Below are 24,886 nucleotides of genomic sequence, written 5' to 3' on the forward strand. Positions count from 1 at the left end.
CGTTATTTCAAGGCACTCATGTTGCTCATGCACTGCTTCAGCGAGTCGGTCCAGTATGGAATCTTCAGACCGAACACTTGCTTGATTTTAGTCTTGTCTAACACCGAATATGCCGGACGCTTCACCGGGCTGGGAAATTCGTCGCTGTGGCACGGCTCTATGTCACAAGCCGTGTTGCCGGCCAGCGTGGCAATCTTCTTGGTGAAATCATACCATGAGCACACTCCCTCGTTACTGAAGTGGTAGATGCCAGCCTTGCTGTACCCTGCATTGGGATTTTCGGCAGTATAATCTGCCAAAACGGTCTTGATGGCCAATGCGAGGTCGTAGGCATAGGTTGGCGTTCCTACTTGGTCAAACACCACTTTCAACGACGGCTTAGTGGCCGTCAAGTTAAGCATCGTCTTAACAAAATTCCGTCCAAACTCCGAATACAGCCAAGCCGTTCGCAATATTACATAGTCGCAACCTGAGGCTTGCACGTTCCGTTCACCCTCAAGTTTAGTCATACCATAAACGCCTGTCGGAGTTCCCTTTTGGTCCTCACGACATGGAGTATTGTAGGGGTCGCCTCCAAACACATAGTCGGTGGAAACATGCACGAGCAATCCCCCGGCCTCTTTCATAGTTCCAGCTAATATCCTTGGCGCGTCGGCATTGAGCCTGCGGCACAAAGCTTCATCACTTTCAGCCTTGTCAACATTCGTGTAGGCGGCACAGTTCACTACGCACCTCACGCCATTCTCTTTAACGATACGTTTAACGGCATCGGCATCAGTAATGTCAAGCAAGACTGTTTCAACCCCTTCGACCGAAACAACATCAGTGAAAATGTAATGGTCGCCTGTTGTTTGGGCGATTATGCGCATCTCATTGCCGAGTTGTCCGTTAGCCCCTGTCACTAAAATGTTCATAGTTTATTTCTTATACAAATCTTCATTATAATCAAAATCAAGCGGCGTGTCAGCCAACTTGGTTCGTTTGATGTCCTTTTCCGAAAGGATGGCATGGTCGGTCGGTATGCGCCAATCTATGCCGAGAGTGTCATCTATCAGTTGGATTCCACCTTCACTTTGCGGCTCATAAAAATTGTCGCACTTGTATTGGAAAACAGCTTCGTCGCTCAGCACGGCAAAACCGTGTGCAAAACCGCGTGGAATGAACAATTGCAGGTGGTTATCTTCGCTGAGTTCAGCCGCCACGTGCCTACCAAATGTGGGTGATCCACGACGTATGTCAACTGCCACATCAAGCACTCTACCTCGCACACAACGCACGAGTTTGCTTTGCGTATAGGGCATCTTCTGATAATGCAACCCGCGCATCACGCCATAGCTTGACTTGCTTTCGTTGTCCTGCACAAACTGAATGGGGCGCACTTTCTCGTCAAACTCCCTTTGTGAGAACGATTCGAAGAAATATCCCCTCGAATCTGTGAATATGCGCGGCTTGATAATCACCACGCCATCTATCGCTGTCTTGATTATTTCCATTGTCCTTGAATGATTAGATAGAAAGAATGGACCGAATAAAAACTATATTCCAGTGGGTATCAATCCAAATTCTCTTTACCGGTTGACTCCACTTCCTTGATGACTTTCATTAAGTATTGCCCGTATTGGTTTTTAAGCATAGGCTTAGCCAACAGTTCCATACGCTCCTTGGAAATCCATCCCCTACGATAAGCGATGCCTTCGAGACAGGCAATCTTCAATCCCTGACGTTTCTCAATCACTTCCACGAAAATCGATGCATCGGCAAGTGAATCGTGAGTACCCGTGTCGAGCCAAGCAAAACCACGACCAAGTGTCTGCACTTTCAAACTCCCACGTTGTAGATATTCTTGATTGACAGTGGTAATCTCAAGTTCGCCACGATCCGATGGCTTGATATGCTTTGCTATATCTACCACACTATTGGGATAAAAATACAAGCCAACCACAGCATAATTAGACTTGGGATTGGCAGGCTTCTCTTCAATAGACAGGCAGTTGCCTTCGGTATCAAACTCAGCCACACCATACCGTTCCGGATCATCGACCCAATATCCGAAGACTGTCGCTTTACTATTGTCCTCAACATTCTTTACTGCTTCTTTCAATAATGCAGAAAAACCTGTTCCATGGAATATATTATCACCAAGTACCAAGCAAACGGAATCACTACCAATGAAACTTTCGCCAATAATAAATGCTTGTGCTAAGCCATCAGGTGATGGCTGTTCGGCATATTCCAGACGCACTCCATAATCACTGCCATCTCCGAGCAAGCGGCGGAAACCCGGCAAATCTTGTGGTGTGGATATAATCAATATCTCCCTTATCCCTGCCAACATCAACACCGAAATGGGATAATAAACCATCGGTTTATCATATATTGGCAACAACTGCTTGCTCACGCCTTTCGTGATGGGATACAACCGTGTACCCGACCCTCCTGCAAGTACGATTCCTTTCATTTTAACAAATTCAATTATTGTATTTTTTTACATCAACAATGCTATTTATATAGGCATTCCACCTTGATAAAAGTTCCTTACCCATTTCCCGTTCTTCTTTTGTATAAAAAGCACCTAAGAAATACTTATTATAGTCACCTTTCCTATCTGTGAGAAAAAATTCAAAATCGCTACCTGAAAAATTATTTTCTCTTAATGCTGTTACGTCTGAAATACCCAATCCGTTTAAAAATCGGCGATTTTCATAACAAAGAGGGAGAAGTTCTCGGCGCAAATTATTTAACAGACAATATTCCTCCATTAAAGATTTCATCTTGGGATGAAAGAATCCATTATAATACAGCATAACTAATTCATACCGCGATAGCGTTGCTCTTACAAAAGTGGCATATTTATATTGCTCATTTTTGCCCAACCATTCATTTTGTTTAATAAATTTGAGAATAGTATATAAATGCCTAAAATAATGATCAAATACTGTAGTCGTATAGTAATCATCAAAAGCACACTTCCCTTTTACCAGTAAGACACCCCATAAGCCATTTACTTCTTTATGAGTAGGTTCGATGTAATGTTTATTGATATGAAAAGCATAATAGAATAAATTGCGACCCCGATATTCATTAGGGATAACTACTTCTTCTTTTGAAATTCTTGAAAAATCATTTGGGTTATCCTCTGTTACAAATTCTTTATCCGAATCCATAACATACAAATCGTTCACTATGCTTTGCTGTAATTCCATCATATTGAAAAAAGTGTTTTCAAAGCGCTGTAACCGTAATGTTTCGTTTTGAGAAGAAAATTCCATCCGTTGAGCTTCTAACTCCTTCCTTTGCATACTTAATTCGTAACGCTGCAAAACAAACGTAACAATCATACCAGCAAAAGCAAAAGCAGAAATTAGAGCATTAACTGCTCCAAAACTATCACCAAATAGTGCAGGTGCACAATCATCATCACCTGTTGGGAATAAACTTGTTTTCTGTGATAAATATAATGTTAAAAAGAAACCTCCTATACTAATCAGTAAACATAATCCTATAGTAATAAACCACCATTTCCCTGCGCAGGGTTCTTTTATATCATCACTCCTTCCCATAGTCTACTTATTTATATATAAGGTTTCCAGTTTATGTAAATCTGTTCCAAAATATTCATACATTCCTAACTTTTGCAAATGTTTTGCTTTTTTCTTTACATCTTTCCCATACATTCCCTTAAGAGAAAACAGATTAAGCTGGAACTTTACTCCCATTTCTTTCAGTTGCTTGTATTCGTTTTTCCCCATGTACACGTATCTTTCAGGATGTGCTAATATTGGGTAATAACCTTTAGCCTTGATGCGTAGAAGTATGTTTCGTAATCCCATAGGAGGATTGAAATAACTTGTTTCCACTAAAAGATGGTCGCCGTTGTTACCAATAGGAAGAAAATCGTTCTTCGTCAAACGTTCCTCGAACAGATTGTCTAACATATTCTCAGCGGCAAGGTGTAGGATGACTTTCCCTTGATAGGCTGATCGCAATTGGGCAAAGCGTTCTTGCAAATGTCCCGTAGTGTTAGGTATGTCCTCCATGATGTGCGGCGTGAGCCACACTTCTTTTACACCTAATCGCTCATATTCGGCGAGGATTTGCAGGGCTTCTTCCATTGTTTGCACACCGTCGTCCACGCCAGGCAGAATATGGCTATGCCAGTCCGTGAAACCACGGAAAAATCCGCTTTCTTCCAACGTCTGTTTCTTTCGGAATGGCCACATTGTTCCCTAATCTTTACTTTGTCGAGCCATAGTAACTTTTGCTACCGTAGCCGTACTTGTAACCATATTTGTACCCGTAACGGTAGCCATAGCGGTTGCCGCCACCTTCCGTACCGTTCAGCAGGAGTGCCATATTCTTGAAACGCTTCTCGTCATACATGCGTTGCAGTTCGGGCAACATATCGCGTTCCAACAGCCCGGCGCGTACCACGAAGATGGTGCGGTCGGTCAGCTTCTCGATGATTTGCGTGTCGGCTACGATGTCGATGGGCGGGCAGTCGATGAAAATGTAGTCGTAATGACCCCGCAATTGCTCAATTATTTCCTTGAACAGCGGCTCGGCCAGCAGTTCGGTCGGGTTGGGAGGGATAGTGCCTGCTGGCAGCAGGAAGAAGCCCGGAATATCGGGGTTTTCCTGTATCAAGCCGTCCAAACCGTTTTCCCGTTTGCCCAAGTAGTCACTCAATCCTTTATAATGCGAACCCAAGTAGGCCGATGCTGAGCCGCGTCGCAAGTCTCCGTCGATAACCAATACCCGCTTGCCCTTCAGTGCGAAGGTAGCTGCCGTATTCATTGTCAGGAAAGTCTTGCCACTGCCTGGGTTGAAAGAAGTGAACAGTGTGACGCTTGCTTTGCCGTCGGTCTTGGCATCGAGCATGAACTCAAGGTTGGTGCGTAGCACTCGGAACGCCTCGTTGACAATATCCCTGTTCCCTTGCCTGATAACTATCTTTTTCGCATTATGGACTTTTTTCTTCCCCTTGCCACTGACGGCCAACGGAATTTCCCCGGCGAATGGTAGGGAGAGCGACTCCAAGTCCTTGCGCCCGCGCACCTTGGTATTCATGTTCTCGCGAATAAAGACGATGACCACCGGGATAAGCAAACCGAGGACTATCGCAACCAAGGCGATGTTCTTCTTGACCGGAGCGGTGGGTATCATGCTGCCCGACGGCGGCGTGATGACACGAGTGTTGTAGGCAGTGAACGCCTGTGACAGTTCATTTTCTTCTCGCTTCTGCAACAAGAATAAGTAGAGGGCTTCCTTTACCTTCTGTTGACGTTCCACAGAGAGCAAGTATTTCCCTTGTGTGGGGTTGGCAGCAATCCGCGCCGTAGTCTGCTGTTCGCTTTGGCGCAAAGAACGGAGTTGTGTATTGAGCGTAGTAATATGATTGTCGATAGAGGTAACGATGGCATGGCGCATGTTTTCAAGAGACTGATCCATGTCAATAACCAACGGATTTTTCTCGCTGCTATTTGCCACCAAGTCGTTGCGACGCAACTGCGCGGTATTGTAATTGGCAATCTGTTGCTCGATACCGGGGCTTTCAATGCCCGAATTTGCCGGGAGCAACTGGTTTTTACTGGTGGCATTGGTCAGGTAGTTGCGGATATATCTGGCCATCGACAGTTGCGTGTTTAAAGCCAGTATTTGCGCATTGGTCTCGCTACTCTGCGCCATGTACATGCTTGCAGCTGCCTGCACATCGGGCAGGAGATGCTCGCTCTTGTATGATGATATGTTTTCGTCCACATTGCCTAATTCTTGTTCGATTACCCCCAAGCGATCACTGATGAAAGCCGATGTGCTGACGGCAATCTGGTTCTTGTCCTTTATCCAGTTCTCATTGTAAACAGCAATGACCGTGTTCAGCACGTCTTCTGCCCGCTGGGTACATACATCGGTGAACGTAAGGTTGACAACCGTTGATTTTTCATCATTCAGTGCGACCGAAAGGTTGGAAGCATAGGCACTTGTAGCAGCTTGATAACTTATACGAGTTACATAAACCGGTTCTTGATAGGTCACGGTATCGTTCATTGCCTTTATGGAAAGTTTTCCTATAGGCGTATCTGCCGTATCGTTCAGCGTAGCTGTCACTTCTCCATCAACATCTTCCCCATTATGTACGAAGTCCGTCAATTTCACTTGCCCTATGGAACTTGGATTAACGGTAAAGGAAACGCTCTCATTGTCCTGCAAATCATTGAATGATACAGAGTATGGGCAAGTTCCTCCATATAACACTTTCTTATAAAAACCGCCGTCCGTATAATAGTTGATATCAAGGTGGAGGCGTTTTACCACGTCAAGCATCACCGATGGCGACTGCAACGATTGTATTTCGTTGTTGACGTTGGTGCTGGTCTGGAACAGGTTCATATCGCCAAGCACTCCGGCTGCATCGCTCATCGAGTTTCCTTTGCTGTCCTCCTTGATGAGCAGTGAGGCCGAGCGGGTATAGACGGGCGGAGTAGTCAGCAGGTAAACGACTGCCACACCGATGGTCACGGCCAAGGAAATGACGAACCAATACCATTTGTTAAGACAAAGGTAAAAAAGGTCTTGTATGCGGATAAGGTCGTCCGCTTGTTTGGGTCTTGCAGGATTGTTTTGAGTTGCCATGCTTCTACTTAATCACTTGTCTCTAATACTTAAATCTAATTGAATATGAGTATGGCCACCGAGGTCAACAGCGAGGCCAATGATATCCAGAACGAGGTGGAACGCACGTTGTTGCCGTTCACGGTGGACTGCCGGGCTTTCACGTTGTTCGGTTCCACATACACCACATCGTTCTGTTGCAGGTAGTAGGCTGGGGAGGTATAGACATGCTCACCCGAGGTGAGGTCGATGCCATACACACGTTGCACACCGTCTTCCTGCCGCAGCACCATCACCTTGTTTCGGTTGCCATAGATGGTCAGATCACCCGCCATACTCAGAGCGTCGAGAACGGTCAGCCGGTCGCGGTCGATGCTGAAACGCCCGGGGGCATTTACCTCGCCCAACACAGACACGCACAGGTTCATGAACTCCACTGTGACGACGGGGTCTTTCACCAAGTTTTCGCGCACCAATTCATTTTTGATATATGCTGCTATCTCCTCGCGTTTCTTTCCGGCCACATAGATTTTCCCAAGCACGGGGAAATCTATCTCGCCATTGGAATCCACGGTATAGCCCGAAACGCCACGACTATTGTTTGATGTGCCGAGTTCTGAGGTCGAGCCCAATTGCTGCGTTACATAAGGCAGGTTAAACAGGTTGGTCAACTGCGGGTCGCGGCTGTTGACAATAATCGAAATCTTGTCTTCCGGTTGCACAGTTATCGCCTGAACCTCCGGCAATTTTACCTCACTCTCTCCAGGTCTCAGGTCTTGGAAATAGACAACCTGCTTCGATGACCCGCAGGAACTTAAAAATACCGTTCCAATAATTAAAAGGAACAAAGTACATGCTGTTTTGTATCTCTTCATTCTATAACTAATTTTCATTTTAATACATCATCTGCCCAACGTTTTCTTATGCCGCTTAATAGCTCTGTTGATACCCAACTGCATCAAAGTCCACAGGACAATATCCAGTATCAATAGCAGCGTAATATTTAATAAGCCGGCCAATGCCCAATTGACTCCTATAAAGGATAAGGCTACAAACAGGATGGTCACCATCACCATGCGGGGGTGCATTCCCGTGCGTAGCAGCTTGTGGTGGAAATGGTTCTTATCCGGCATGAACGGGTTCTTACCTTCCCGTACACGGTGCATCACCACCCTTACCACGTCAAACAAGGGCACGATAAGCGTGGAAAAAGCCAATACCAAGTTGACTTGACCTGCCTCACCTTCGTTCATGTCAATACGGCTGAGGTGGATGATCAACAGACTGACGATATAGCCCAATGTGAGGCTCCCGGCATCGCCCATAAACAGCTTGTGGCCGCGCTTGGCATTGCCGAAGACATTGTAGAACCAAAACGGAACGATAACACCGAAAGTGGTAAAGGCAAGCATGGCAAAAACATATTCTTCTTGGAAAGTACACATACCTCCCAACACAACAAGCGCGATGCAGCACAGACCGGAAGCCAGTCCGTCAATGCCGTCTATCAGGTTGATGGCGTTAGTGATGTAAACCACCACAAACAGGGTGACGGGAACACCGATATATACCGGCAGGTCGTATATACCGAACAAGCCACCCAAAGAGTTGAACCATTCTCCCGACCATACCAGCAACAAGGCGGCGGCAATCTGCACGAGGAACTTGTAGCGGTAGCCTACCCCAATAAGGTCGTCTGTCACGCCCGTCAGGTAAAGCGTCATGCAACCAACCGCGAAGAATAGGAACTCATAAAGCACTACATTGGGCGAAAGGTTCTCTATGGGATAACCCCAATAATAGCGTATGCCGAGCATAAGGCACATGGTGATGAGTATCACTGGGAAAAAAGACAACCCGCCAAGCCGAGGGACGGGTATGGTATGCACTTTGCGCTCGTCCGGTATGTCGAACAAGCGTTTCTTGTAGGAAATCAGCAGGATTTTGGGAACGATTGCCATCCCAAGCACCAATGCCAATAACCAGGATGTCAATAAAAACACATAATTCATAAATGATATGTCATGATTGTCTGGCTATAAGGGAAATGGAACTGTTAAGATTCCATGCGTTTTTTCCGTGATAAATAGCAGACGATATTCTTTACTTTCCAGTTATGCCATCTGCTGAATGAAGCGTTGTTGCAAGAAAGATTTCTTGCATCATAAATCCGCAATTTTTCCGTATCTCTTAGGCAATGCAAATTACGTGTGGCCTCCAACATATTCTTAACCTTTACACTTGCCATGACAATTGGAGTCGGTGCATTGGCTACTTTCATCGGAGTAATAATAGAATCGGCATAGGCACGGCAAAGGAGAAACGCAGACCGTTCGAATGCCACCCAATAGTCATCTGCACGGTAAAGGTAGATTTGCGACAAGTTACTTGCCTCCATGAACAAGATGTCGGGTATATGACCATTTATCAATTCAATCAGTTCAACCACCGATGAATTCATGTCATTCCTTTCTAAATATTTATATGAGCTGGATATACTCCGTATTGACTTCCACTGCCGCTGCCAACAACATGGGCAGTTCCACCAAGAGCCGTTTTGTTTTGGAACCCCGTGTAGTAACCAAGGTTCCAATATAGCCATCCAGTTGTCCTCCGATGATACGTATCTTGCGGTTCAGCATATCCGGGGTTATTTCCTCCGGTCGGTAATATTTGGGATTTTCTGTGGCTTCTACAGCCTTGATAAAGCGTTCCATGTCTGTGTTCCTTACTACAATGGGGGTGTGCTGTACACCTAACTTGTAGCGGTATTGCAGCGTGGGGATGGCTTCAACTATAATGTCGAGTTTTTCCTTTGTTTCCTTGACGAAAAGCAAGTCTTGCATGAAAGGTACTTCCCGGTCTTCTCTTTTCCCATGAATGGTAAGCAGCTTATGCACCATCGGGGTAAAGAACTCTATCCCCTTGTCCTTGAACATCAGGTAGGCAGGTTGTTTGGCGTTTCTCCGTTTGAGGTCGCGCATCACGAACCACTGCCTTTCATCTGTCGTAAGCTGCGTTATATCCATAACCCCTACCTTATTATATTGGTTACTTCTCACAAGAAAAGAAATTGTCAGGTGACGATTATCAACTGCCTGTTGAGCGAAGGGCAATTCTCTGAATCCTGCAAGTGTTTGTGATTTACTGAAACACAAGCAGTTATGCCTACCCCCTCAAAAAGTTCGGGTGTTTCACCCGTTTCCACATTATTCATACTTTGCCTATTCAGGCTTAGTCAGTTTATCATTTAGTGGAGTTTGCATTTCAACTCCAATGCGGTACATCTCTTAGCAAGAGATGTATCTTTTGGAATCACAAGCATTAAGGTTGTTGTAAATCAGTACAGAAAAGAAATCCACAATTATCCATCACTCAACATCTGTTAGACAAAAACAAGTTCTGTCAAACATCAAAATAGGTGTCAAATGAATCTTTTTTGCTCATTCTTACTGTTTTATTTGATATTTTTTATACCTTTGCACCTGCGTATATCTCTTGCTAAGAGATGGTTAGATTTGCTCAACAATTCAAGAATTTTAATACCCCCTTGGCATATTAAGCCCAATCTTCCGAAAACTTCTACCACAAGTGGTTTCTTGTCCTATAGCTATCCTGTTCCCGGATAAACATGCTGTGGCTTAAAACCCTAAAACCAGTACGTGATGCCGAATTCGGTACATCTCTCTTTAAGAGATGTGTCCGATGGATATCAACTTTGAATATCAGCTATTTACAGATTAAAAAAGCGACTGTTTCTCAACAAATTGCTTACATTTGCCAGGCAGATACATAAAAATTGAGATAGCTTGAACAGATTTTATTTGGCACATTATGGATTTCATAGTATTTTTTGTATCTTTGCAACGCATAAATCCATCTCTTAAAGAGAGATACCTCATTTTACTCAACAAAAATTCCTTCTCCATCTGCAAAAGAACACTCTTCTTTATATCTCATCTTGCATAAATTCTGTGTACGATGTCTTGATTTGCTGACAATCGTCATTTTCTATTCATCTTTACCTTTTTCCATTCAAGGTAGGCAATAACAGTTTGGCGCATCCACCAAACATGATTAGCCAGTGGATGCGCAGGGAAATTGTCAGCAAAATCAGCAGTCCGAAAGATAGATAGGACAAATCTATGCCAATCTAACTTATCTGTTTAATCTGTAGGTTATCGTGCATAGACTGCGCGAATGACAGTCAGGTTCGCATCGTCAATCACCTGGTTATCCAAGGAACTCAAGTAGATGCGTGTGGTCTTTTCCGAATCATGCCCCAATGCCTGGCTGATTGACGGGGTGGGTATGTTCAGCCGATAGGCAGCACTGGCCCAGCAATGCCTCGCCGTGTAGGTTGTCAGCGGAATGGGGCAGTTTACGAGTTTGCCAATTTTTTTCAGCTGGACGTTCATCCGGTGCAGGGCATTCAGGTATTGCCTCCGTATGTCGCCCCTTTCTTCGCTTAGGATTGGCAATAGATAGCGGGAGCCCTCCACGTGGTGGCGGTCAACTATCTCCTGCATCTGTTTCTCCCATTTGATTTCGAGCTTCTGCCGGGTCTTTTGGCGGGAATAGGTCAAGTAGCCGTTTTTCAATTGCCCGGTTTCCAGCATGGCCAAGTCCACGAACGAAATGCCTCTCAGGTCGAAGCTCATCAGGTAGAGGTCGCGGGCAAACGCCATTTCGGCATTCCTGCTCAAATCCAAGTCCTTGATTTCTTTGACGGTTTGGATAGAGATGGCCCGCTTGGCGGTCTTGTCCACGCCGGTATAAACTTCCGCGAAGGGGTGCCGGTCTATGGTAAGTTTCTTTTTCACGGCGCGGTTGTAGATGGCCCGCAGGTTACGGTTGTAAAACGAAGAGGTATTCCTGCACAATCCGCAATCTTCAAGCAGGTAATATTCATACTCTTTAACCAGTTCTTCATCTATTTCATCCAGACGGATGTCGCCTTGTTCACCACGGAAACGCAGGAAACTGTTCACGGATGAAGTGTAGGTCTCGGCGAGGCGGTGCTTTCCCGTGCGTTTCAGATGTTCCACCAGTTTGTGGGAAAACGCGCGAAGGCAGTGTTCGTCATCATCGGGCAACAGGTAAGCCGCCACCACTTCGTCCGCAGAATACGGCTTGCCCGACTCGTCCAAACGGTGGATTATCGCTTCGATTCGCTTCCTCATATTCTGCAGGTTCTGTGCTATTTCCGCCAAATAGCAACTGCGTTCCGGATTTTGTTCAGGGAGTGCCACTTCTCCATCTTTCCATTCTTCGGGGAAAAGTTTATAACCTGTACTAATTTGCCGTGCCATACGGTCGTGAATCACTTGGAAATAGACGGCTCCTGTTTTCCCTTTTACCCGCGAGGGTCTGAATTTAGCTTTTACTGATGTTGTCATAACATTGATATTTTATTGTTGAAGTATCATTTCGCCCCGCGGCGGTTCACCACGTCTTTAATCATCTCCTTCACATCCATCCCCACCTGAACGAAGTTCTTGTACAAGATACGTTCTTTTTCCTCTTTCGACGGGAAAGTATAGAATTGGGGCAGCGGCACATACCCGGCTTCCTCCTGCCTGATTTCCTCCATATCGAAATCCGTCTTACAGAAGAATTTCGAGGTCTTGAACTCCTCGGCTTCCTGTATATTCATGCTTCCACCCATGCCGGTCTTGGTCTTCACGAAGTCACGGGCGACCTGCCCGCATATCCATCCTGTAGGCAGGTCGCTAATTTTCGAGGCGGGCACGAGGTTGTCCATGTTTTCGTTCAGGTTGATGCTGGTCTTATCCCGGTCAATGGTCACGCCTCTTTTCAGTTGCACGACCTTGCCGAAGATGTCGTTGCTCAGCCATTCCAAGGTTTCCTTGGATCGGGCAGAACCAGATACGACATTACCTACTGTAGTGATAATCTTCTGCATACCTACCTTCCCGTAGTCTGCCTCCAACTGCGGCAACTCTTGGAATCCCAACGCCACGCTCACCTTGTTGCTTCGCGCCGTACCTATCAGACGGTCTATCTTGTGGAAATACAGCGTGGGCAGCTCGTCCACGATGATGCTCACGGGCACGTTCTTGCCCTGCCCGGTATTCACACGGGTTACCAGTCGATTCAGGATAAGGGCGTTCAATGCTCCGATGATGCTTTCCATTTCCGGGTCGTTGGCTATCAGCAGATAGCTGGGGTTTTTCGGGTCGCTCACCTTCAGGTCGAAGTCGTCCCCGTCCTTATGGAATATCCAATAAGATTCCTTGGTGGCCAATCGGGAAGTATAGACACGCAACGTGCCTATCATACCCTCCAACTGCTCCATCGCCTTGTTCTGGAAAGCCGTCTGGAACGGGCCGAGCAGCGGGGCAACCTCATTGTCGGTCTGCAACACCTCAAAGATGGTTTGATAACTCTCGTTCAAGAAGGAAAGGATATGCGGCATGTCCGAATACTTGCCCAACCAATAGGCCGGTTCCACGATGTTGCCGCCCTTGCGGTCACGCACTACGCCAGTGGGCTTCCAGAATTTGGTTTCCTTGTCCTGCACTTTTTCCGCATAAAGTTTGTTCCCGTTCTTGTCGTATGGCTCCCGTTCGTAGTTCACGAAAAAGTAGATACAAGCGGCAAGAAAGTTGACCGCCGAGGTCTGAAAGAATTGGTCGCTGCCTCCTCCTCCCTCTTTCTTGCCTTTCTGCAAAGATTCCAATAGCGTTTCTGCCGTTTCGCTGGCAGCAGCGAGGTTGGGGATGTACTTTGCCTGTATCGGGTTCACCCTCCGGCTGTATTCCACGTTCACAAAGTTGATGATGTTGAACTTGCAGCCCTTTGGTAATTTCCCCAGCTTCTGGTTCTTCTTGTAATGGTAATACAGCTTGGTCGCCAAAGTGGGGAACTTATAATCGTAAACTACTAAGGCAAAGCCTTTTGCGGAGTGCTGTCGGATAAATGGTTCGATGATGGAAAAGGTTTTTCCGCTACCTGGAGTGCCGACCACCCATGTTCCTCTGAAAGGATTGACGATATTCACCCATCCCTTGCGGAATTTGCCTTTGTAATAATAGCGCATGGGTACATTCACCGAATACTTGTTCTCCACCAACTCCGTGCATTGCTCGAAACTTTCATTTTCCAAGTTGAAACGGTCTTTCAGCAAGCCTTCTTTCAAGAACTTGGAGATATTATCGAGTGCCACATGGACAAGGATAGTACCCATTACGGATGCCGCCATATAGAAGATGACATTCAAACGTAGGGAATAAACAAGCAGTTCCATCGGATGATTGTAAAGCCAAACAGACAGCACCAAAAAACCGATGCCGCTCACCAACGGGTATAGCACCTGCCTCCGGGCATTGAACTCCAAATGTTTCTTGTTACGCGTACCCACGCAGGTAATGCAAATCAGCAGGACGGTTGCCACCTTGCTGTAAACGAGATTTCCGTCGTGGTAGATAAGCCATGTCTTCATGCGGTCATGCACATCGCACACGATACCGTTCCAGTGGTCGAGCACTGCCGGGTCGATGGCGTACATGAAGAACTCCACCAACACCGACACATACACCACTGTCCGAAATATCTTATAAGCCCCTTGCAGTTCCTTACTTTCTTCCATGTTTCCTTTCTATATTTGGGTCCAATTTACAAACGTGCAATAATTCTTCGTTCTTCATTCTTCATTATACAAAGTGACTATCGCCCGCACCTTATGCCCTTGCAGTTTGGGTGTTTCCTGTATGGCACCGCTCCCCATCGAGAACAGCCATGCTTTGGCGGTTTCTTGTCCTTCTACTTCCGTACTCGTCCAGTACCAACATTCATCGGCATCATCGGGCAGCGGTTCACCACCGCAAGACTTGATGTAAGGATTGATAGATGCCTTGGCAGCATAAAGCAGCCGCATTTGCGCCACCGAAGGCACGTAGGCACTCTGTCCGTACCGCCACATATCGAATACCTGCATGGCCATAGGTGAAGAAACATCGTCTGTGTCATACAGGGCAAAGGTATTCTCGTTCCCATCGTAAGCCGTCAAGTCAGCAGACGTTCCTTGCGAAATGCCCAAACTGTCAGCAAAGGCTTCCGGAGGAAGGTCATGCAGATAGACCGCATAGCCAGTGCCACTCATTTCTTCATTGCGGTTCACATGGAACACCACAGCTATCGCCTCCTTGCCGGAAGCCACATAATCCTCGTAGCTTCGTGTCTTGCCGTCCGTACAAAGTATGTGTCCTACTTTCATCGAGGTGTCCAACGGGTCGTGATGCCCGTCACAACCGGTCAAGCCAACACCCAACATGGCCACGACCGCCACACACGCTATTCTTGTTTTAATCGTTCTCGTTTGCATACCTTATAATAATATATATAGATGAATACTCCATTCTGCGAGAATCTGTTTAATCTGTATTATCTGTGTGCCAATCTCTTATTTCGTGGGTATCTTCACGCCGATGACAATACCTGTCCGAAACAAATCTTCCCCTTTTATCATCAAGTCGCACTTGGCTTGCCAAAACAGTTTCCAGCCCTTGCGCAACGCATAGCTGTGTTCATAGCCCACATGAATGCCGCCCAGTACCTTGTTTCTGTCCGAGCCGAGCGACCCGCCCAACCGCAAATTGCCATGATGGTTACGGCTGCGGAACACGCAAGGCTTGTAGGCCGCACCCACGCCCCAAGTGTTGTAGTGGTTCCAGAACGATTCGGGGCAAATATGCTTGCAATCCTCACATTCGTCCCATTTCAGATAGACATTTCCGAAGAACTCCCACGCATGGTGGTAGTTCGTTTCATACTCGTAACCCACCGTCAAGTCCAGCCCTCTCTCATACAGCAGGCCTGTACCGATTTGGATGCGTCCTTGCCGGTCATCGGCAAAACCCGGCAAAGTGGCTACTAACATGAATGCCAATATGACTAAGCCCTTTGGCACAGCCAAATTCTTCATTCTTAATTCTACATTCTTCATTTCCTCTATTCCTCCTGTAATAAAGCCTCATTAAAACTATCCGCGCAAAGCACGTCCTCATAGTCGATGTTCAAAGCAATGGTACGCCCCGAAATCTGTTTCTCGCTCACCTCGATGGTCAGCACCTTGTCATTGGGAAAAGTCATTTTCTTTATGACCAGCACATTGCGGTAACCATGTTGGAACGAACTACGTTGCTTCAATTTCATCTCCGGCTCCAGTTCGATAACTTGTGAGTTGGTGGCTTTCGACACCTTCTTGTCCGCCAATTTGACGCGGATTTCGTCGATGTCAAAGCGGATATTCGTCCTGTTCTCGATGGAGAAGTCAAGGAAGAAGTAGTCGCCCACGGCATAGATGTTGTTCAGGCGCATGGTCATGCGGTGTTGCCTGCGGTTCACGTTGCGGTAGCGGGCGGGCGACAGCCACACCTGCCGGGCAAAGCGGTACATGTCCTCGGTGGAGAGCGACACCGCCGGGTTACGGTAGGCGGTCATTTCCATGGGCTGCACCTCCTTGTCCGTTACGGCTTCCTGCATCCGGGTGGTGTAGAGCAAGGCGTATTGGGTACGGTAGCGTTCCGTCACGATGGTGACGATGGCCAGCACCTCGCCGTCTTCATGCCCGGCCTCTTTCGGTTTCAGGCGGATGGTATTGTTAATGGGCTGGTCACCCGCTATCTTGTCAGTGGAAATATCCACAAAGCGGATGGGCTCGGTGGCGGTGATGACGGTCGTCACCTGCTCGTTCACCGTCAGTTGTTCCATTTCGTTGTAGGTTTGCTGGGCCTGTGCCGAGCTTGCGGTAATCCATGTGGCAACAAGCAGCATCACTTTTGCTATCAGTTTCATTTTTAGTTTGTTTATTTGTTACATCGTATGTCAGTTCCTTTTCTCCCTGCCGTTCACCAAATAGACGAACGTGCCGTATTTCAGTTTCGCCTTGTTCTTGCGGACAGCCTTCGACAAAGCATTGCTCGTGCGCTGGTAGGCGTTCTGTATGGCTTGCATCCCCCATTGTGCGAAAGTGTTCCCGGTAGAGCCGTTGTTGATGCTCATCGTGCTGCCGAGGGCATTGGAGGCCACATCTTGTGTGGTTTCACGGAAGGAACTGCTCGGCACATAAAGTCCTTCCAGCCCGTCCGTGTCGTAGAGCGACAGATTCACTTTTACCAGTTCATCCTCCACCAACAGGCTCTTGATACTGCCTTTCACGCGCTGGCTGCCGAAGCCGCTCATCGTGGCATACAGGTACGAGCCTTTCGGCACCACCTTGCCGTCTATCTCCACGTCGTCCAACAGGCGCAACCGCACCCGCGAGCCTTCCACGGCCTTGATGTTCTCATCGATGATGGCTTTTATCAATCTGGGTTCAGGCTCGTTTTCGGCCAAGGTGTTAAAGTAATCCGAAGAAGTCTTCACCTTTTTCACCACCTGCTCGCTCTCTGCATTCTCGGCAAGCTCGTTCACGGCCTGTTCATTAATTTCCACCTTGCCGCCTATGGCGACACTGCCGGTGGGGGCAAGGCTCTCCGCGTCCGTGCTGTCCACGTCCTGCAATCCTTTTTGCCCTTGCTTTCTGGCTTCTGCCAGTGCCTTGTCCAACTCGGTCAAAGCCTCTTTGCGTCGCTGCTCACTTCGCGCAAGGCGTTCTTCCTCGCTCAACGGTTGCACCCCGGTGGAATCCGCCACCATCGCTTCGCCTCTCTCGGCACTTTGCCGCAGGCGTTCCTGCATCTCACGCAGGTGTTCCAGTTCTTCCGACCTTGCGGCTGCTTCCGAATCGAGCAGGGCAAGGTCTTCATCGCTATAGCGGGAATCGTAATCTTCTTTCTCTGTTTCATTGTTGTTCCGTTCAATGTTTTCCACGGCGGAATAGTCTTGTATCCGGCCGTAGGACTTGACCATGCTCTCATACTTGCCGCCTATGCCGTCATCGCGCATCTGAGCTTCCGGCAATTCCGGGTTCAGGTATTCGGTGGTTTGCAAGGCGGAAGGCATTTCTGCCACTTCTGTATTGAAAATATCCATCACCAAATACCCCGTCACCAACAGCAGCGGATAGAGGATGGCCGGCAGCACATACTTCGGCTGCCTGAAATTAATCCTGTCTGTTATCATCATGCGTAGGTTGTTTTTGTTTCAAAAGAATCTCCTGCCGCTCGGTGGCTGTGGCTTGCTTGCCATTGTCAGGCATGGTGCATATTGATACCACCCTGCACACATTGAGTGCGAGGCATCCCAACACGATGCCGAACACGATACCGAGAAACCATCTCGGATGCTTGCAGGCAAATCGTTGCGCACACCCTGCCATCTTGTCTATCCGCAGAAAACGGGCGGCTTTCTTTCCTGCTTCCACTTCCTTCTTATACCGTTTCTCATACTTCGGGTCATCCTTGTCCGGCATCTTCTCCCCGAAAATCAGTTTCTTCCATCCCATAGCTTGATTATTTCAGTGTTTAAATCCTTCATTCTTAACTCTTCATTCTTCATTTAGTAGTTGTTCTTCGTCCGTTGCTCAATGTCTTTGTTGAGCAAAGTACGCCAATTCACAATCAGCAGCCCATGCGGGTTATTGTCTGTCCGGGGTACACGTTTCAGTTGCCCGGCCGTAACCAGTTCGCGCATCAGAATGCTGGTGCGCCGTTCAATACGTTGCCGGCCGTAATAGGTAAACTCCATCTTTTCCTTGTCAAACTTGATACTGTCACAAAAGATGCTGAACACGGCACTCGTGCCCATGATGTTGTTGTAGAATCCTTTTTCTTTCAAGGTATTGTACTGCGCCAATCCGGTTTCGTCCACCAAATACATCGCCTTCTCCATCGTGTACTGGATATACTTGTCGTCCGGTGCAAGGGTGAAGAAGTAGTGGTGGAACATTTCGACATGACTACGGGCTTCAACATCAAGTGTTTCTTCCATCGAGGTGCGTTGCACCAATATCGGCACATTACCGTCCAGTACATAGATTTTTTGTTGTGCGTCTGCCACCATGCCCCGTGCCGTCCAGATGCTCGACATACTGATAACCACGCATCCTACGATGACCGCCACGCAGACAATCCCCACTAATTTGATTTTGTTCTCCAAGTTTTTTATGACCATAATCCTAACCGTTATAATCGTTACTCATTTGTGTATCTTTTATCTCATCAACGAGTGCATAGCCCCGGTAGCCGACATTTTCGCCTGTTGCGCCACGCCCTCACCGAAGTTTCTCGTGCTGAATGCCGTGTCACCTTCCGGTATCATCCATGCCGCAAGGTCTGGTACGAGGTTCAGGCATTTCAATGCCACGATGCTTGCGGCCATCAGGTAGCCTGCCGAGAAGAATGAGTTCTGCAAATATGCAGCCATCGTCTGTTCGCTGGCGGTTATCGCCGTCAGGTTCTCTACCTGGATGCACAATACGATGTCAAACAGAAGCAGCACATAAAAGCCCACGAAGTATAACATCGCGCCATAGAAATGCACCGTCAGATACCTTGTCATCCATTTGGCCCAGGCACCTTCCCATTTGGGCAACAGCGAGAATGCCCACTGTATCGGTCCGAATATCGTCAGCATACCCAGCAGGATTTGCTGACAGTATATGGTCGCCCACCAACCGATTCGATACACAATCAAGGCGATTACCATCACGATTTTATCCAAGCAGACGGTCGCCCCGCTTACCAAAGAGGTGAACCACAACCGGCTGGCATCTTTCTCCATTTCCGTCACTTCGTCCACACCGGTCTGTTCCATCGTCGATTCCACCAATGCCGGATCCATTGTGCCGGAACGGGCAATGTCGGCTTGTGCCTGCAGGCTGGTGTACATGGTATCACGCACGTAAATGAGTTGCTGCACTTCCTCGAATTTGTCCGTTATCTGTAAGGCTTCCGCTTGATAGAGGTCGTGGGTGTACGAACCGATGGCATTGGGGATATAGGACAGGAAATCCAACACGCACCAACTACTTCCACTATTGGTAATGCCCGTATCTGCAGGCGGATACCACCACGACATGATGACAGCCACCGCCAACGGCTTGAACAGCTTCATTACGTCCAATGGTTCTTTCTTCACCATCATTTTGTAAGCCATACCCGCCGCCATGATGATGGCAAACAGGGCGGCCAGTGCCATGCACATTTGGAGAATCCACCAAAATGGCCCTTGGGTGCCTGTAAACGTGGCATCACAAAGGAACTCGTTGGTCTGGAATATCACATCGTCAATCTCCTCTTCCAAGAGGTGGATGCCGAAATCAGAAAGTATGTCGTCTCCCATGCCCTTATGCTGTTGCTTGATTATCCACTGGGGATTGCTCCCGTTCCATTACCGGCAGTATGCCGTCCGCTTTCAGTTTCTCGTAGATGAACATCCTCCCTTTCTGCGTCCATTGGGTGCGCATCACCGATTTTCCGCTTTCTAATGAGAGGGTGGCACTATGCACATACCCCTTGTCCTTGTAGGCTGCATACAGAATCCATTGCTTGTTGTCCTTGTACTGGATGCCTTTCTCGTGCAGTATGGCATTCATTTTCCGCCCAGACATCCCATAGTCCTGCGCGATTTGCGTGATGTCGAGCAAACCTTTGCATTGCAGCACGAGTTCCACGTAGCTTGTCCGCTTGCCCAATTCCTCTATTTGCTCCTGTTGCTTGCCGATTAACTGTTTCTGCTCCTCATACTTTGCTTCCACTTCCAGGCGGTTTTTCCGCTCCTCCTTAATGGCATTGGCCAGGCCTATCAGGAAGTCCGGTTCAGTGACTACCCGTTGCAAGGCGGCATCGGTCAGATAACCCCCGTGCTTGCGGATACTCGGCAATACTTCCTCGCATACCCAGTCCTGAAACTTCTCCGCTTCGGGCAATTTGCTGCGCATCACCAAACGGTAAACATCCGCTTCCGAAATGTACTTGGTGGGTTGCATGACAATCGTACCAAGCTGATTCTCATAGGGGGTGTCCAAAACGGACACCCCCTTGCAATGGGTGCGTACCGCTTTGGCTGTTTCCACATAACCTAATGCTTTTGCCACATCATTGGCTCTGAACAGCACTTTCCCATTCTCTGTTTCTACGGTGTTGATGCTCCCGAACTGCGGGTGGTTGAACACCTGAATCGCGTTATCCTTGCTCATTGTCTTATATATATAATATATTGGTTATTGAATCTTTCATATCCCTACCATCAGTTTAATTCCCCATTATCCGCCACCCGGCTTCCCGCCAACGGTTCATGGCAGACATGGCAATCTGCGCCCGACGGTCTTCAATAGTAGCCGAAGCATCCAACAGTTCCGCCACTTTGACCGAGTTGGCCAGCCGCACCAAGTAACGCACTAAGGTTTCATTCTTGCGGATAATGTCCGCATGGATGCGGAGGTACTGTTTCTTGCGCTCCGAATTGGGCATATAGGCTTCCTGCACTGCCTTGACCGCGCATTGGTACATCCGGTAGCAATCCTCCCAAAGTTCCTGCTCACGGCTGCTGCCCCCGGCTTCCGTAATCCGCCGTATGTTCCGCTCGAAGTTCTCCAAGGCGGCATTGACCTTTTCGCCCTCGGCCAGCCAGGCCACGTCTAACGCACCGCCGCTTCGGTCGGTCACGTTCAAGGCCTCAATCCGGGCACGTTGGGTCATGGCAGAATCCAATGCCTCTGCATCGTCCACTTGGTTGTAAAGGTTGATACCCGCCGCCGTGCGAAAGCCCAATTTGTTCTTTGCCGCCGCGCTCTTTTGGTAGGAATTGTGCAGTAGTTGGTAATAAAATGCCGGTGTCAATCCTCCCGACCCGATTTCGGCCACGGTAATCTGGTTCATCTTGGCATCGTCGTGGCTATAAGTCACGCTTTGGGCAAGTGCCTCAGGTGCAAGGCTAAATATCGCCGCACTCATACCTATTATATATACCGCTCGTTTCATCTCAATTCTTTCGTTCTTCTATGTTCCTTGTATCTTGTTTCCCTCATTCTGTCTCCGTTTAATCTGTTCCTTGTCATCGATTATACGGGTTCAATCCTGAATCCCGCCACCTTCGGAAAGCTTCGTTCGCTATTTGTGACTTGTCCTTGGTTATGTAGATGCTTTCCTTCCAGTAGCCCATGCGTAGCTGGATGTACCGCCAAGTTTCAAAATAGGCTTTGTTCAAGTGCCGCTCGATGTTGTCCAGTCCTTGGTTGATGCTTTCCAGTACCAACAGCAAGTCCGAGGTGGAACAGGCCGCTGCCCCGGTGGCATACAGCACAAGGTCGCTCATCGAACGGTAGAGTTGCTTACCGTCTTCTGCAATCCTCTGCACACACCGCAAGCTGATGCCGATAATCAGTGTATCCATCAGTTCCATCCTGTTCCGTTCCACCACTTTCGTATAGTAATCGTCCAGCAAATCTTTGTAGTCGCCGACTCGGTCGCTCACGCTGTTGTAGGTGGAATACACGTTCAACGAGGTGCGCAGCGACTGGTAGAGGATGTCAATGACATCAAAAGCCCTTGTGTACTTGTCCAAATCCACGTTCAGTTCCTTGAAGTCCACCGCCGCTTCGCTGCTGTATTCGTGCAGGAGTTGGTTGCTCAGTTCCAGTGTCGAACGGGCCAGCAACAGGCTTCGCTGCTGCTTGTGGTCGTTGATGTAGGCTTCCACCGAAACGATGTCGAAGTTCCATTGCGCCGACACTTTCAGTGGAAACGCCACGACCATGATTACAATAGCCACGTAGCGAATATGTCTCTCGGTCTTGTTCATTCCCTTTCCTCCCTTCTTTCATCATCCGTTTCCTCATATTTCCCGTTGTAATCCACCGAGTGCAGGCTGTTCGCCGCACCCCGCAACCACCTGCGGCGGCATTCCTCCACCAGAGTAAGCCTGCGTCCACGTTCGTCGTTGACAAAGGGCGCAATGTCCTTTAGCACATCAATAATGCTGAGCTTGTAGTTCATCATCTTCTCCAAGGCAACGAGGTCGGCGAAGATGTTTGTCAGTCGGGCTTCCACCTGACGGGCGATTTCCAGCCGGTCGGATGCCCACAGCAAGTGGTAAGTGTCCGTAGTCGTGTCTTCCTCCACCGGTTCCGACTTCACATATTCCGTGATGATTTCACACGAAGGGTATTGCCGGGCAATCTCCGACAGACGGTCATTGACCAACGTTGCCTTTTCAGGCTCGCTCATGGCCGGATCAAGCTCGATGATGTCCACCACTTCCGTATCCGAATACTCCGCCGTCAGTTCCCAGCTTATCTGAATGATGGCACGGTGTATCTTGATGCCGAGGAAATACTTGGGCTTGCGGGCGATGGACAGGGTGGCTTTGAAGGTGATGGTGCCGTTGATGTTCGGTGCAGTGGCTTCCCGCAGGTAGCTGTAGCCGTTCCACCAGCCGTCACCCTGCCACGTCAGGCTATAGGCGTTTCTGCATTCCTGCATAAGGGCGGGGAGGCGATAATAGTCATCGGTGGGCACGGCATTGTCTGCCGCCGCTTCCTCCTTGGCCTGCGCCAGCTCGTCCTGCTTCTTCCGGACGGTGGCAAGGTCGGATTCCAACCGGTTAATTTCATCCTTATTGCGGTTGTATTGCTGCCGCAAGGATGCCGCTTCTTCCACCGTGGAAGATACGATTTGCTTCACCAACTCGGCGTTCTCGACTTCCAAGGCATCTATCTGTGACTGCAAGACCACCGCTTCAGCGTTGTATTCGTTTTCCAGTTCGTCCAGACCGGACAAGTCCAGTTCGTCATCGCCGGACACGGTAGTCTGCATGGCGCATTCCTTGGAATGGTTGTTCAGGCTGCCGCCGCAGGTGCGGCACTTGTATTGGGCGCTTCCGCTGCCTAATGTCACCCCGTCATGGCAGGTCACACTGACAATCACACTCTCGCAACCTTGCAGCTTGGCTTCGTCCGTGGCCTGGTAATAGTGCTTGGTATCGCTGCCGATGACATAGGTGTATCCTTCCTCATTGTCGTTGAACTCCGACAATCGGGCGTTAAGCCCGGCCTTGAAAGTATTCAAGTCCATCTTGTAGGAATCGAATACTTCTTCATATACTACCTCCTCTTGGTTCCAGCTTCTTGTCACCCGTATGCTATAGGCGTATGCTTTTTGTATTTGCTTGCCGCCTTTGGAAATGTTGTAATTGGAACGGTAATAACTGATGCTGTAGGAATAGCCGTCGTTTGACTGGTTCATCTGTTCCACCTGCGCCCTTGACCATCCGGCATACCGTTCCGAGTTGCTCAGTATCTGCTCGGTCTGCGAACTGTTGGGATAGAAATTGGAGTTCGTGGTGTTGAAGCGCGTCCATTCTCCTCCATAGAGGATGCTGTTATCGTCCGTGGGTGGGGTGTAGTCACACAGGGTTTCCGTGCCGGCATCCCTGCGGTAAATGTACCACCGTTGGGTGTAGTATTGCCCAGCCGTCTCTTTCAGGTAGTCGCTTATCCACGAAGTGAGGTTGTAGTTGTCTATTTGGAAGAGGTTGGCAACGCCTTCCGGCCCGCCGACCATCGAGAGCAACGTATTGCCCATGGAATGTTCCAGTTGCCCGTACAGGTCGTAAGCATTCCCGGCCACTCGCGCAATGTCGCTTACCTTTCCGTTCAGCAAGTCGTCGAAACTGCTTTCACCCAAAATGGCATCCGTGAAATTATCCGCCCCGGTATTGGCCAGTCCCACACCTATATTATATAGGTTATCAATGTCCGCTTTCAGGTTTTCCTTGGTGAAGTTATGCTGTATGTTGCCCAAATCGTCAAAGAAGGCTTCCCAGTCAATGCCGCCGCTTTCCGACAGTTTGAACAACGGGGCAAACTGCGGGGCAATCTCCAGGAACACCACGTCCCGGAACGACAACGTGCCGTTGGTCACTACCGATTCAAATTGCATACAGAGGGCCTTTACCTCGGCGCAGACTTTCATCAGGTAACTGCCCCAATACAGGGCAGTCTGCGGGGAATGGAGCATCTGACCTGCCACTGTCCATATCTTCGGCATTATCTTCGCACTTACGAGGTGGTAAATGCGGCGATAATAGTAGTTTTCCGTGCCGTCGCTCCAGATGCCCAGGTCGGTAAGAGCCTTGCGGTCGAGGAACTTCGACAGGAATATGCCCGCCGCCGCCACTTCCGCCGCGCTGTATTTATCGAGTATGTCCTTTACTTGCTCGGTATAATAAGCTTCGGTAGCCGTTTCGGTGGCGTAAGCCGCCGCCATTGCCGCCACGGTCTTCTTGTCGTAGTTGACACGCACATACTGTGCTTCCGCCGAAAGGACGGAAACACACACGCACAGCAACAGGACAAGGATTTTTTTCATGG

23 protein-coding genes are annotated in these 24,886 nt (G+C 48.4%); all 23 read right to left on the bottom strand.

The window, feature by feature from the left end; genetic code table 11:
- Nucleotides 1-2: 2 nt before the first annotated feature.
- On the bottom strand, nucleotides 3-914 hold the full coding sequence (rfbD, locus tag B5F71_RS00400; RefSeq protein ID WP_087206947.1) for a dTDP-4-dehydrorhamnose reductase: 912 nt from the start codon (nucleotides 912-914) through the stop codon (nucleotides 3-5).
- 3 nt (nucleotides 915-917) lie between these two features.
- The gene (gene rfbC, locus B5F71_RS00405) at nucleotides 918-1,493 is read right to left on the bottom strand and encodes a dTDP-4-dehydrorhamnose 3,5-epimerase (protein WP_087206949.1); all 576 of its coding nucleotides are present in this window, start codon (nucleotides 1,491-1,493) and stop codon (nucleotides 918-920) included.
- Between the two features lie 59 nt (nucleotides 1,494-1,552).
- Nucleotides 1,553-2,458: a glucose-1-phosphate thymidylyltransferase RfbA gene (gene rfbA / locus B5F71_RS00410; protein WP_087206950.1), complete on the bottom strand. Its 906-nt coding sequence runs from the start codon at nucleotides 2,456-2,458 to the stop codon at nucleotides 1,553-1,555.
- Between the two features lie 10 nt (nucleotides 2,459-2,468).
- On the bottom strand, nucleotides 2,469-3,560 hold the full coding sequence (locus tag B5F71_RS00415) for a putative phage abortive infection protein (protein WP_087206952.1): 1,092 nt from the start codon (nucleotides 3,558-3,560) through the stop codon (nucleotides 2,469-2,471).
- 3 nt (nucleotides 3,561-3,563) lie between these two features.
- Nucleotides 3,564-4,220 (bottom strand): CpsB/CapC family capsule biosynthesis tyrosine phosphatase, encoded by a 657-nt coding sequence (locus tag B5F71_RS00420; protein ID WP_087206953.1) that lies wholly within the window; start codon nucleotides 4,218-4,220, stop codon nucleotides 3,564-3,566.
- 13 nt (nucleotides 4,221-4,233) lie between these two features.
- Entirely contained in the window at nucleotides 4,234-6,630 is a 2,397-nt protein-coding gene (locus B5F71_RS00425) for a polysaccharide biosynthesis tyrosine autokinase (protein ID WP_087206955.1), read from the bottom strand.
- Nucleotides 6,631-6,665: 35 nt separating this feature from the next.
- Nucleotides 6,666-7,484, bottom strand: a complete 819-nt coding sequence (locus B5F71_RS00430; RefSeq protein ID WP_087206957.1) for a polysaccharide biosynthesis/export family protein — start codon at nucleotides 7,482-7,484, stop codon at nucleotides 6,666-6,668.
- A gap of 27 nt (nucleotides 7,485-7,511) precedes the next feature.
- Complete coding sequence (locus B5F71_RS00435) at nucleotides 7,512-8,621, bottom strand: MraY family glycosyltransferase (RefSeq protein WP_087206959.1); 1,110 nt, start codon at nucleotides 8,619-8,621, stop codon at nucleotides 7,512-7,514.
- Nucleotides 8,622-8,665: 44 nt separating this feature from the next.
- Nucleotides 8,666-9,070, bottom strand: coding sequence for a hypothetical protein (locus B5F71_RS00440; protein ID WP_087206961.1), 405 nt, complete (start codon nucleotides 9,068-9,070; stop codon nucleotides 8,666-8,668).
- 19 nt (nucleotides 9,071-9,089) lie between these two features.
- Complete coding sequence (locus B5F71_RS00445) at nucleotides 9,090-9,638, bottom strand: UpxY family transcription antiterminator (protein ID WP_143269824.1); 549 nt, start codon at nucleotides 9,636-9,638, stop codon at nucleotides 9,090-9,092.
- A gap of 1,149 nt (nucleotides 9,639-10,787) precedes the next feature.
- Nucleotides 10,788-12,008, bottom strand: coding sequence for a site-specific integrase (locus tag B5F71_RS00455; protein WP_087206965.1), 1,221 nt, complete (start codon nucleotides 12,006-12,008; stop codon nucleotides 10,788-10,790).
- 26 nt (nucleotides 12,009-12,034) lie between these two features.
- Nucleotides 12,035-14,221 carry a type IV secretory system conjugative DNA transfer family protein gene (locus B5F71_RS00460; protein WP_087206967.1) on the bottom strand — a complete coding sequence of 729 codons (2,187 nt, stop codon included), beginning with the start codon at nucleotides 14,219-14,221 and terminating at the stop codon, nucleotides 12,035-12,037.
- Nucleotides 14,222-14,275: 54 nt separating this feature from the next.
- Nucleotides 14,276-14,905 carry a DUF1566 domain-containing protein gene (locus B5F71_RS00465; RefSeq protein ID WP_087206969.1) on the bottom strand — a complete coding sequence of 210 codons (630 nt, stop codon included), beginning with the start codon at nucleotides 14,903-14,905 and terminating at the stop codon, nucleotides 14,276-14,278.
- A gap of 129 nt (nucleotides 14,906-15,034) precedes the next feature.
- The gene (locus B5F71_RS00470; protein WP_018665846.1) at nucleotides 15,035-15,577 is read right to left on the bottom strand and encodes a hypothetical protein; all 543 of its coding nucleotides are present in this window, start codon (nucleotides 15,575-15,577) and stop codon (nucleotides 15,035-15,037) included.
- Nucleotides 15,578-15,582: 5 nt separating this feature from the next.
- The gene (traN, locus tag B5F71_RS00475; RefSeq protein ID WP_087206971.1) at nucleotides 15,583-16,428 is read right to left on the bottom strand and encodes a conjugative transposon protein TraN; all 846 of its coding nucleotides are present in this window, start codon (nucleotides 16,426-16,428) and stop codon (nucleotides 15,583-15,585) included.
- 30 nt (nucleotides 16,429-16,458) lie between these two features.
- Nucleotides 16,459-17,700, bottom strand: coding sequence for a conjugative transposon protein TraM (traM, locus tag B5F71_RS00480; RefSeq protein WP_087206973.1), 1,242 nt, complete (start codon nucleotides 17,698-17,700; stop codon nucleotides 16,459-16,461).
- Entirely contained in the window at nucleotides 17,678-18,019 is a 342-nt protein-coding gene (locus B5F71_RS00485) for a hypothetical protein (RefSeq protein WP_018665849.1), read from the bottom strand. Before B5F71_RS00485 ends, traM begins: the two co-directional genes overlap by 23 nt.
- Before the next feature lie 53 nt (nucleotides 18,020-18,072).
- Nucleotides 18,073-18,687: a conjugative transposon protein TraK gene (gene traK, locus B5F71_RS00490; protein ID WP_068855509.1), complete on the bottom strand. Its 615-nt coding sequence runs from the start codon at nucleotides 18,685-18,687 to the stop codon at nucleotides 18,073-18,075.
- A 39-nt stretch (nucleotides 18,688-18,726) separates the two neighbouring features.
- The gene (locus tag B5F71_RS00495; RefSeq protein WP_087206975.1) at nucleotides 18,727-19,857 is read right to left on the bottom strand and encodes a hypothetical protein; all 1,131 of its coding nucleotides are present in this window, start codon (nucleotides 19,855-19,857) and stop codon (nucleotides 18,727-18,729) included.
- A 4-nt stretch (nucleotides 19,858-19,861) separates the two neighbouring features.
- Entirely contained in the window at nucleotides 19,862-20,713 is an 852-nt protein-coding gene (locus B5F71_RS00500; RefSeq protein ID WP_018665868.1) for a phage antirepressor Ant, read from the bottom strand.
- Nucleotides 20,714-20,768: 55 nt separating this feature from the next.
- A complete protein-coding gene (locus B5F71_RS00505) occupies nucleotides 20,769-21,497 on the bottom strand; it encodes a DUF5045 domain-containing protein (protein ID WP_087206977.1) in 729 nt (242 codons plus the stop codon).
- A gap of 73 nt (nucleotides 21,498-21,570) precedes the next feature.
- Nucleotides 21,571-22,317 carry a hypothetical protein gene (locus B5F71_RS00510; RefSeq protein ID WP_162609929.1) on the bottom strand — a complete coding sequence of 249 codons (747 nt, stop codon included), beginning with the start codon at nucleotides 22,315-22,317 and terminating at the stop codon, nucleotides 21,571-21,573.
- On the bottom strand, nucleotides 22,314-24,884 hold the full coding sequence (locus B5F71_RS00515; protein ID WP_087206979.1) for a hypothetical protein: 2,571 nt from the start codon (nucleotides 24,882-24,884) through the stop codon (nucleotides 22,314-22,316). Before B5F71_RS00515 ends, B5F71_RS00510 begins: the two co-directional genes overlap by 4 nt.
- Nucleotides 24,885-24,886 lie beyond the last annotated feature (2 nt).

The organism is Bacteroides sp. An269 (assembly GCF_002159755.1).
GTDB classification, from domain to species: domain Bacteria; phylum Bacteroidota; class Bacteroidia; order Bacteroidales; family Bacteroidaceae; genus Phocaeicola; species Phocaeicola intestinalis.

Coding starts and splice junctions, on each gene's coding strand:
- B5F71_RS00415 (WP_087206952.1), bottom strand. CDS start 3,560: ATGGGAAGGAGTGATGATATAAAAGAACCCTGCGCAGGGAAATGGTGG.
- rfbD (WP_087206947.1), bottom strand. CDS start 914: ATGAACATTTTAGTGACAGGGGCTAACGGACAACTCGGCAATGAGATG.
- B5F71_RS00445 (WP_143269824.1), bottom strand. CDS start 9,638: ATGGATATAACGCAGCTTACGACAGATGAAAGGCAGTGGTTCGTGATG.
- B5F71_RS00460 (WP_087206967.1), bottom strand. CDS start 14,221: ATGGAAGAAAGTAAGGAACTGCAAGGGGCTTATAAGATATTTCGGACA.
- B5F71_RS00485 (WP_018665849.1), bottom strand. CDS start 18,019: ATGGGATGGAAGAAACTGATTTTCGGGGAGAAGATGCCGGACAAGGAT.
- B5F71_RS00465 (WP_087206969.1), bottom strand. CDS start 14,905: ATGTTGGGTGTTGGCTTGACCGGTTGTGACGGGCATCACGACCCGTTG.
- rfbC (WP_087206949.1), bottom strand. CDS start 1,493: ATGGAAATAATCAAGACAGCGATAGATGGCGTGGTGATTATCAAGCCG.
- B5F71_RS00425 (WP_087206955.1), bottom strand. CDS start 6,630: ATGGCAACTCAAAACAATCCTGCAAGACCCAAACAAGCGGACGACCTT.
- B5F71_RS00455 (WP_087206965.1), bottom strand. CDS start 12,008: ATGACAACATCAGTAAAAGCTAAATTCAGACCCTCGCGGGTAAAAGGG.
- traK (WP_068855509.1), bottom strand. CDS start 18,687: ATGGTCATAAAAAACTTGGAGAACAAAATCAAATTAGTGGGGATTGTC.
- B5F71_RS00495 (WP_087206975.1), bottom strand. CDS start 19,857: ATGGGAGACGACATACTTTCTGATTTCGGCATCCACCTCTTGGAAGAG.
- B5F71_RS00505 (WP_087206977.1), bottom strand. CDS start 21,497: ATGAAACGAGCGGTATATATAATAGGTATGAGTGCGGCGATATTTAGC.
- traM (WP_087206973.1), bottom strand. CDS start 17,700: ATGATGATAACAGACAGGATTAATTTCAGGCAGCCGAAGTATGTGCTG.
- B5F71_RS00515 (WP_087206979.1), bottom strand. CDS start 24,884: ATGAAAAAAATCCTTGTCCTGTTGCTGTGCGTGTGTGTTTCCGTCCTT.
- B5F71_RS00430 (WP_087206957.1), bottom strand. CDS start 7,484: ATGAAGAGATACAAAACAGCATGTACTTTGTTCCTTTTAATTATTGGA.
- traN (WP_087206971.1), bottom strand. CDS start 16,428: ATGAAACTGATAGCAAAAGTGATGCTGCTTGTTGCCACATGGATTACC.
- B5F71_RS00500 (WP_018665868.1), bottom strand. CDS start 20,713: ATGAGCAAGGATAACGCGATTCAGGTGTTCAACCACCCGCAGTTCGGG.
- B5F71_RS00440 (WP_087206961.1), bottom strand. CDS start 9,070: ATGAATTCATCGGTGGTTGAACTGATTGAATTGATAAATGGTCATATA.
- B5F71_RS00420 (WP_087206953.1), bottom strand. CDS start 4,220: ATGTGGCCATTCCGAAAGAAACAGACGTTGGAAGAAAGCGGATTTTTC.
- B5F71_RS00470 (WP_018665846.1), bottom strand. CDS start 15,577: ATGAAGAATGTAGAATTAAGAATGAAGAATTTGGCTGTGCCAAAGGGC.
- rfbA (WP_087206950.1), bottom strand. CDS start 2,458: ATGAAAGGAATCGTACTTGCAGGAGGGTCGGGTACACGGTTGTATCCC.
- B5F71_RS00510 (WP_162609929.1), bottom strand. CDS start 22,317: ATGAACAAGACCGAGAGACATATTCGCTACGTGGCTATTGTAATCATG.
- B5F71_RS00435 (WP_087206959.1), bottom strand. CDS start 8,621: ATGAATTATGTGTTTTTATTGACATCCTGGTTATTGGCATTGGTGCTT.